Origin of the sequence: Micromonospora sp. M51 (assembly GCF_018070305.1) — a bacterium.
Lineage (GTDB): Bacteria > Actinomycetota > Actinomycetes > Mycobacteriales > Micromonosporaceae > Micromonospora > Micromonospora parva.
This window is the reverse complement of sequence record NZ_JAGPXZ010000291.1, coordinates 1-7,066: the sequence shown is the minus strand read 5'-3', so window position 1 is coordinate 7,066 and position 7,066 is coordinate 1. Positions and strand designations below refer to the sequence as shown.

5 protein-coding genes are annotated in these 7,066 nt (G+C 69.4%); 4 read left to right on the top strand and 1 reads right to left on the bottom strand.

What is annotated here, in order from left to right; genetic code table 11:
• The 3 genes from KBX53_RS17010 to KBX53_RS17000 form a co-directional block, all read left to right on the top strand.
• Window positions 1–146: SDR family oxidoreductase (locus tag KBX53_RS17010; protein WP_210860283.1), on the top strand; the 146-nt coding region annotated here is incomplete at its 5' end.
• Window positions 143–1,021, top strand: a complete 879-nt coding sequence (locus KBX53_RS17005) for an amidohydrolase (protein ID WP_210860280.1) — start codon at window positions 143–145, stop codon at window positions 1,019–1,021. The genes KBX53_RS17010 and KBX53_RS17005, both read left to right, overlap by 4 nt.
• Window positions 1,018–2,025 carry an aldo/keto reductase gene (locus KBX53_RS17000; RefSeq protein WP_210860278.1) on the top strand — a complete coding sequence of 336 codons (1,008 nt, stop codon included), beginning with the start codon at window positions 1,018–1,020 and terminating at the stop codon, window positions 2,023–2,025. Before KBX53_RS17005 ends, KBX53_RS17000 begins: the two co-directional genes overlap by 4 nt.
• A 129-nt stretch (window positions 2,026–2,154) precedes the next feature.
• On the opposite strand, the gene KBX53_RS16995 is transcribed toward KBX53_RS17000, so the two are convergent.
• The gene (locus KBX53_RS16995) at window positions 2,155–5,697 is read right to left on the bottom strand and encodes a ThuA domain-containing protein (protein ID WP_210860277.1); all 3,543 of its coding nucleotides are present in this window, start codon (window positions 5,695–5,697) and stop codon (window positions 2,155–2,157) included.
• A gap of 526 nt (window positions 5,698–6,223) precedes the next feature.
• Here KBX53_RS16995 and KBX53_RS16990 point away from each other — a divergent pair.
• Window positions 6,224–7,066 (top strand): ATP-binding cassette domain-containing protein (locus KBX53_RS16990; RefSeq protein WP_210860276.1); only part of this gene is annotated, 843 nt, incomplete at its 3' end.

The window sequence follows — 7,066 nt, the reverse complement described above, 5'->3', positions numbered from 1 at the left end:
ACCAGGCGATCCTCGGCCGCATCCCGGCCGGGCGGTGGGGCCGGGCCGACGATCTCGGCGGCGCCACGGTGTTTTTGGCGTCGTCCGCGTCGGACTACGTCAACGGCGTGGTGCTGCCCGTCGACGGCGGCTGGTTGGGCCGATGACGGGCGCACCGGAGCCCGGCCGCGCCGGGATCGTCGACGCACACCACCACCTCTGGGTCCGGGCCCGGCACCCGCAGTCGTGGATCGACCCGGTGACCATGGCGGCCATCGACGCCGACTTCGAACCCGCCGATCTCGCGCCGCTGGCACGGGCGGCCGGGGTCACCGCGACCGTGGTGGTGCAGTCCATTCCCTCGGTGGCGGAGACGGTGGACCTGCTGGGCATCGCGGCCGAGGACACAGTGATCCGTGGGGTCGTCGGCTGGGTGGACCTGACCGCCGACGATGTCGCGGAGCGCCTCGACCGGCTACGGTCCGCTCGGGGCGGGGAGCGTCTCGTCGGCATCCGCCACCTCGTGCAGTCCGAGACCGACCCGGCGTACCTGGACCGCCCGGACGTCCGCCGGGGGATCGCCGCGGTGGGTGCCGCCGGCCTCGTCTTCGACCTGTTGGTACGCCAGCACCAGCTCCCCATGGCCGCGCGCCTCACGCGCGACCTGCCCGAGGTGAGCTTCGTCCTCGACCACCTGGGCAAGCCCGCGCTCGGCCGCCCGGAGATGGCGCAGTGGAGCCGGGACCTGCGGTCGTTGGCCGCCTCGCCGAACACCACGGCGAAGCTCTCCGGGCTGGTGACGGAGGTGCCGGGTTCGGCCTGGACGCCGGGGGACCTGCGACCCGCCGTCGAGGACGCGCTGGACGCGTTCGGGCCGGACCGACTGATGTTCGGCTCGGACTGGCCGGTCTGCCTGCTCGCCAGCTCGTACCAGCGGTGGGTGGACACCGTGGCGGAGCTGCTGGACGGCCAGGACGCGGCCGACCAGGCGTCGGTCTGGGGCGCGACGGCACGCCGCGCCTACGGGCTGGAGACGTCATGATGACGCGTGCGCTGCCGCGCCGGCCGGGGACACGTCTCACCGAGCTGGGCTTCGGCGCGGCCCAGGGGGGCAACCTCTACCGGGCGACGACGGACGAGGAGTTCGCCTCGGCTGTCGACGCCGCGTGGGAGGCGGGCGTCCGGTACTTCGACACCGCGCCGCACTACGGTCTCGGGCTGTCCGAACGCCGCCTCGGCGTCGCGCTGCGCCAACGGCGGCGCGACGAGTACGTGGTCTCGACGAAGGTCGGGCGGCTCCTGGTGCCCTCGCCCGAGGACGCGCACCTGCGGGACTCCGACGGGTTCGACGTGCCAGCGACCCATCGGCGGGTGTGGGACTTCAGCCGCGATGGCGTCCTGCGCTCCATCGAGGCCAGCCTGGACCGGACCGGGCTGGACCGGATCGACATCGTCTACCTGCACGACCCGGACGACCACTGGGAGCAGGCCGCGCACGAGGCCGTACCCGCCCTGGTCGACCTGCGGGACCAGGGCGTCGTGGGTGCCATCGGCGCGGGCATGAACCAGTCGGCGATGCTGGCGCGGTTCGTGCGGGAGACCGACGTCGACGTGATGATGTGCGCCGGGCGGTACACCCTGCTCGAACAGGGCGCTGCCGGTGACCTGTTGCCGGCCGCCGAGGACCGGGGGGTGGGCGTGGTCATCGCGGGCGTCTACAACTCGGGTCTGCTGTCGCGGGACCGGCCGCCGGCCGACGCCGTCTACAACTACCAGCAGGCGCCGGCGGCGGTGATCGAGCGGGCGCGGCGGATCGCCACGGTCTGCGAGACGCACGGGGTGACCCTGCCGCAGGCGGCACTGGCCTTCGTCCGCCGGCATCCGGCGGTGGTGTCGACGGTGGTCGGCGTCCGCAACGAGGCGCAGGTGGCGGAGACGGTGCGACGGTCCGGGGTCGTCGTGCCGGAGGAGTTGTGGGAGGACCTGGCGGCGGCCGGGCTGCTCGCCGAGCCGCCCGGTCGGCGCTCCCCGGCCCCGCCCGACTGACGGCTGCGTTCGCCTCTGCCGCCCACCAGTGGGTGCGACGGTGACGACGACGTCCCGGCCGGGACCGGTTCCGTTCCTCGGAGACCGGTCCCGACCGGGACGTCAGCTGTTACCGCGAGAGCGGCGGGATCACACTGCGGTGAACCGCCACTGCTGGTTGGCGGCGCTGTGGCAGGTCCACTGCAACAGCCGGGCGCCGTCGGCGGTGGATGCGCCGTTGACGTCCACGCAGAGCCCGCTCAGCACGTTGCGCACCGTGTACACGCCGGAGGTCCCGGTCGCGGTCGCGGTGAACTTCTGCTGGTTGCCGTTGTTGCAGGTGGCCTGCTGGAGGAAGGCACCCGCCGTGGTGGAACTGCCGATCACCTCGACGCACTTGCCGCTGTGCACCGCCTTCAGGTAGACCGCGCCGTTGCCGGCGTCGACCGCCTGCCACCTCTGGTTGTTGCCACCGGTGGATGCCCACTGGGTGATCTGGGCGCCGTCGGCGGTGGAGACACCGCTGACGTCCATCAGCTTGTTGCTGTGCTGCGCCGTGACCGTGTAGGTCTTGCCGGCCAGGCCGGTGCCGGTGCCGGGTGTCCCGACGCCGTTGCCGCCGAAGGTGTGCGAGTCCAGATCGAACGAGTTGTTGGCGTTCTTGAACACCATGTAGAGCGTGTGCGTCCCGCCGAGGGCGGCGACGCTCACCGGTGTCGTGGACTGGTAGTTGTCCCAGCCACCCGTGCTCGGCACCGTGGTGGTGGCCAACAGGGTGCCGGTCGGCGAGTCGGCCCGCAGCTCGATCGATCCGCCACCGGAGGGCGACGACAGCCGGTAGCTGACCGTCGAGATCCCCGACAGGTTCATCGGGTTGAACGCGATCCAGTCGTTGCTGGAGATGTCACCGATGCGCTTGGTGCTCTCCGCGGCCGCCTGGTCGATCACCCGGATGCCGGACTGGCTGCTGAAGTACTCGGACTGCTTGTGCTTCGGCTGCAGGATCGCCTGTGCGGTGCCGGTGAGCGGAGACCCACCGCCCGAGCCGCCGTTGTCGGTGTACCTGGCGTTCAGCACGTAGAACAGGTTGGCGCCATCGGGGTGCCCGCCGAGCAGGTCGGTGGAGATGGTGCCCGAGCAGCCCGGGTACTCGGTGGTCTCGTGGGCGTGGTCGTCGTGACCCAGCGCCGGGTTGAGGAACACCTTCGAGCAGTCGACTGTTCCGCCGTCCGGATCGGTCACGGTGATCTGGTACGGCACCTTGTCACCGAAGGTCAGCATGCCGCCGTTGCCCGGTGTGGTGATGGTGACCACCGGGGCGCTGTTGCCGACGGTGATCGGGACGTTGGCGAAGCCGGTCTTGCCGGTGCTGTCGGTGACCTTCAACTGGGCGGTGTAGTTGCCGTTGGCGGTGTACACCTTCGACGGGTTGGCCGCCGTCGAGGTGGTGCCGTCGCCGAACGTCCACAGGTAGGTCAGCGTGTTGCCGTCCGGGTCGGACGTGCCAGCGCTGCTGAACTGGACGGTCAGCGGTGCGCTGCCGCTGGTGGGCGTGCCGGTGGCCCTGGCGATCGGTGACCGGCCGCCCTGGTTGTAGTCGATCCGGTAGAGCCCGGAGTCGCTGTTGCCGCCGCCGAAGTTGGTGCCCCACTCCAGCATGTAGAGCGAGCCGTCCTTGCCGAACTCCATGTCCATCGGCTTGTTGAACCGAACGTTGGGCAGGAACGGGTTGGTGCGGGTCACCGCCGAGGAGGAGTCGAAGTGCACCTCCTTGACGTAGTTGCGCGCCCACTCGTAGAAGAAGTGCACGCCGTCGTAGTAGGGCGGGAACTTCGTCTCGGAGGGGTTCGCCGCGTCGTACCGGTAGATCGGCCCACCCATCGGAGCGGAGCCGCCGGAGCCGAGCTCCGGGAAGGTCGTCGAGGCGGGGTAGCCATACCAGATGTTGGGCATGACGACCGGCTTCAGGCTGGTCAGACCGGTGTTGTTCGGCGAGTTGTTGACCGGCGCGGAGCAGTTGAACTTCGCGCCGACGACGCCGGTGTCCGGGTTGAACGGGGCGTACGGCTGGTTGTTGCCGTGGCAGAACGGCCAGCCGTAGTTGCCGGCCTGCTTGATCACGTTGAGCTCGACCAGGCCCTCCGGCCCACGGTTGGTGGTGGGCGGGTTCCGGTCCGGGCCGTAGTCGGCCAGGTAGACCCAGCCGTTGGCCGGGTCGATGGAGAAGCGGAACGGGTTACGGAAGCCCATCGCGTAGACCTCGGGCTTGGTCTGCGCGGTGCCCTGGGGGTAGAGGTTGCCCGACGGGATGGTGTAGCCACCGTTGGCCGAGGGCCGGATGCGCAGCAGCTTGCCGCGCAGGTCGTTGGTGTTACCGGCGCTGCGAGCGGCATCCAGGTTGGACTTGCCCGACCGCCAGTCCAGCGGGGCGTAGCCCTGCCAGTTCGGGTCCAGGTTCGGCGGTGTGTCGTCGCCGGTGCCGATGAAGAGGTTGCCGTCGGGACCGAACTTGATGTAGCCGCCGGTGTGACCGGGCTCCGGGAACGTCCGGTCCCGGTACGCCGGGATGTCGATGATCGTCACGCCGCTGGACGTGTTCAGCGTGTCACCGCTGACCGTGTAGCGGGAGACCCGGTTGACGTCGGTGCTGCTGCTCGCCGGTGAGTGGTACAGGTAGATGTAGCCGTTGGTGGCGAAGTTGGGGTCCAGCGCCATGCCGGTCAGGCCGTCCTCGCCGCCGGTGTAGACGCTGAGCGTGCCGGCGGTGACGGTGCTGTTGGTGGAGGGCTTGAAGATCTTCACCTGGCCGCCGCGCTGGACGTAGAAGACCCGGCCGTCCGGGGCCACACCCAGCGCCATCGGGTCGACGGTGTTGTCGTCGAGGGTGCGCCTCTCGAAGTTGCCCCAGACGGTGCCGCCGCAGTCTCCGGCGGCGTTACCGGCCGCCCACCGGATGCCACCGAGCACGTGGTTCTGGAAGTTCGCCTCGCTGTAGGAGCCGATCGCGTGGCCCATCGCGGTGGCCCACACCCGCCCTCCACTGGTGTTGCGGCACCAGGAGATCGGGTGGTCCGGGCCCATCGCCCGGGATCCCGGGTTGTAGGTGCGCTCGTCGGCGGTCACCAGCACGTGCACGTTGCCGCGCGGGTTGGCGTCGAAGTTGTACCACTCCTCGCTGCGGGTCCACCGATCCGGCAGGCTGGCCGTCGACGGGTGCTTCTTGTCGGCGACGATGGCGGTGCCCTGGAGCACGCCGGGGGAGTGCTCGGGCATGTGGGCGCCACCGTTGATGGTCTGGTCCCACCACGGGTATTCGCCCTCGATGCCCATGTCGGTGGCGTTGTGGATGGCGACGATGCCCTTGCCGCTGGCGAGGTAGCCCTCCACCGCCTGGCGCTGCGCCGCCGAGGTCCAGACCATGCCGGAGGTCTGGAGCATGACGATCACGTCGAAGGTCGCCAGGTTGCTGGCGGTGAAGACGCTGGAGTCCTCGGTCGCCACCACCTCGAAGTTGTTCGCGGCGGCCTGCTGTTGGATCATGCTGATCCCGGCCGGGATCGAGTCGTGGCGGTAGCCGGTGGTCTTGGTGAACAGCAGGGCCCGGAAGGCCGGGGCCGCCGACGCGGGTGGGGCGAGTCCGAGCGCCAGTAACAAACCGGCGATCACTGATATGAGCAGTGTGTTGCGACGCATGGCGTCTCCTAGGTTGGACGGGCAACTCCGGTAGCGACCACGGGCCCCGCAGCACGTCAGGTTGTGCCTGGACGCGTGCGACGGCACGAGGGTGGTGGTCGGTCCTCGTGCCGCTCGCCGAAGACGGCAGTCAGACCCGTGGGACGTCACCCAGCGTGATGGTGGCTGAGGGCTTCGTCCGGTGATCCACGGGGTCAGGATGAGCTACAAATAGATGACTGTCAATCAAAGAAGCAAACGTCCGACGTCGCGCCCGGATGACGACGGCCGTGATCGACTCCCTCGCTGCGGCGTCGCTGCCGCTCAAGCTGCGGCCCTGGCAATCAGCCCCGGTCGAGGATTGCGGACCTCAATCCAAACATCTATCTTCATACGTGTGATGTTTCCTCGATGTCAAGGGAATGTTCGCACCATAAGAACGTAAGCATCCGTCGATGGCTACGAAAGTTCGATGCCCAGGGCCTCGAAGTCGCCGTAGAGTTTCATCGAACCTTGTTGATGACTACTGTCTGTGAGGGCTTTCGGGATGTCAGATCCGCCGCCGACGCCACTTCTCACCCTTCGGGGCATCGGCAAGTCCTTCCTCGGCGTACGTGTTCTCGACGGCATCGACCTCGACGTCGCCCCGGGCGAGGTCCACGCCGTCGTCGGTGAGAACGGCGCCGGGAAGTCGACTCTCATGAAAATCGTCTCCGGTGGCTACAGCCCGGACGAGGGCACCGTCGAGTTCGCCGGTGCCACGCGTAGCTTCCGCGGCCCGCGCGACGCGCAGCGGGCCGGCGTCGGCATCATCCACCAGGAGTTCAACCTCCTACCGGAGCGCACCGTCGCGGAGAACGTCTACCTGGGGCACGAGCCGGTCCGCCGCGGCTTGGTCGACCGCCGGGGCATGCTGGAGCGCACCCGGCAGCTGCTCGCCTCGATCGGCGAGACCACGTTGCCGGCCGACGCCCGGGTGGGGCAGCTCGGTGTCGCCCAGCAGCAGGTCGTCGAGATCGCCAAGGCGCTGGCCCTGGACGCGCAGCTGCTGATCATGGACGAGCCCACCGCGGCGCTGGCCGACCACGAGGTCGAGCTGCTCTACGGGCTGGTGCGCCGACTCCAGGAGCGGGGCATCGGGCTGTTGTACGTCTCGCACCGGCTCGCCGAGGTCTTCGACCTGTCCGGTCGGATCACCGTTCTCAAGGACGGCCGTCGAGTCACGACGGTGGCCACCGCCGACACCACCGGCGACGAGCTGGTGCGGCACATGGTCGGCCGGGAACTGTCCAGCTACTACCCCGACCGGGCGGCCCCCGAGGACCGGGGCCCGGTGCGGCTCAACCTGCGCGACGCGGGAACCCGGAAGCTGCGCGACGTCAACCTTCAG

Coding starts and splice junctions, on each gene's coding strand:
- KBX53_RS17005 (WP_210860280.1), top strand. CDS start 143: ATGACGGGCGCACCGGAGCCCGGCCGCGCCGGGATCGTCGACGCACAC.
- KBX53_RS17000 (WP_210860278.1), top strand. CDS start 1,018: ATGATGACGCGTGCGCTGCCGCGCCGGCCGGGGACACGTCTCACCGAG.
- KBX53_RS16995 (WP_210860277.1), bottom strand. CDS start 5,697: ATGCGTCGCAACACACTGCTCATATCAGTGATCGCCGGTTTGTTACTG.